The organism is Bradyrhizobium sp. 142, assembly GCF_023074015.1.
Classification (GTDB): domain Bacteria; phylum Pseudomonadota; class Alphaproteobacteria; order Rhizobiales; family Xanthobacteraceae; genus Bradyrhizobium.
On the sequence record NZ_JADPKQ010000196.1, the window covers coordinates 1 to 1,358 of the forward strand.

At 63.8% G+C, this 1,358-nt stretch carries 1 protein-coding gene and 1 pseudogene; one reads left to right on the top strand and one right to left on the bottom strand.

Annotated elements, in window-relative coordinates; genetic code table 11:
- Window positions 1-163 (top strand): annotated as a pseudogene (locus tag IVA82_RS17320) (IS3 family transposase); the annotation flags it as partial.
- A 13-nt stretch (window positions 164-176) separates the two neighbouring features.
- Here IVA82_RS17320 and IVA82_RS17325 read toward each other — a convergent pair.
- Window positions 177-1,358 (bottom strand): zinc ribbon domain-containing protein (locus tag IVA82_RS17325; RefSeq protein ID WP_247493434.1); only part of this gene is annotated, 1,182 nt, incomplete at its 5' end.

The following is a 1,358-nucleotide window of genomic DNA, read 5'->3' on the forward strand; positions in this document are numbered from 1 at the left end:
CTTCACCGGCGTCCTCGCCAGCCACGGCATCGCGATCAGCATGGACGGCAAGGGCGCCTGGCGGGACAACGTCTTCGTCGAGCGGCTATGGCGCAGCGTTAAATACGAGGAGGTCTATCTGCGAGCCTACGAAACCGTCGGCGAGGCGCGACATTCGATCGGCAACACCCATCTGTCTATGTTGTTGAAGAGAAGAGACTTTGCTGATTGGGATGTGATCCCGTGGGGTATCTTGGGTTCTGTCGTGCTCGTTCGGCGATAGATTGAGCAGCAGTTGTTATCAGCGAGGTGCGGGCGAAGATCCAAGGACCGTCCGGCAGAGGATGGATGGATTCGATCTCGCCGGCTTCAGCGGCCAGCCGGAGCGTCTTGGGCGCGATCTTCAGGAGCTTTGCGGCGTTACCGAGGTTGAGCCAGGGTTCGATCTCGTCCTCGGCGGGCTTGAACACCGGGATGTGGTAGTTCGAGCGCATTGATGTGACGCGCTCGCGGGTCCAGCGATTGCCGTTGCCCGTCTTGAGGCCGTTGCGGTTGAGGAGGCCGGCAATCAGATCGTCGCCGGCAATCAGCACCAGCTGACGCACGGCTTGGATGATATCGGTAGAGGTGCTGTTGCGCTGCCCGCGCCGGCGTTTGGGCAAGCGCAACTCGCTGTGGGCGCCACCCACCCAGTGGACGATGAGAACGATCTCGGAGGCCGCGTCGTCGATATCGGCCACGACCTCGTGGATCAGGGTGCGCACGATGCGCTTCTTCAGCCGTGCATCGGTCGTAGGCGCCGCCCAGACAGTCTTCAGATCGGTGGCGAGCGACGCAAGCGTCGCTGGATCAGCGGCAGGCATCGGCCGTGCAGCGTCGTAGGTGGCAATCTTGCCTTCCACCTCCGCGGCATGGGCAAGCGCCTTGTTCCAGCGCGCTTCAAGCTCGCTCGCCACCAACCGGTTCGCGGGGTCAGCGGCATCGTATTGCCGGAAGGCCCGGTCGGCGGCATAGCGCGCCGCTTCGAGGTCGCGACTGAGCGCATCGCGCACCTGATTCCGCCGTTCTCCGGCTTCCTTGGCGGCAGCGGCTGCAGCGGCGATAGCGCCCGGACCGACGACGCCAAGCAGTGCTTCTTCGATTGCATCATCGACGCGCAATCCGCCGAAGGCGATGCAGTGAGGGCCGCCATTATCCATCCAGGCGCGGCTGCAGCTGTAGCGCGGGATATGGTGCTTCATGCCGGAGTACCGGAGTGTGAGCTTACGGCCGCAGCGCTTGCACCGGATCAGACCGGCCAGCAGCGCGTCTCCATGCTTGGGCGCGCCGTGATGCCGACCGGTGGGAACGTTGCTGCTGACCATTGTGCGGATCGCCTC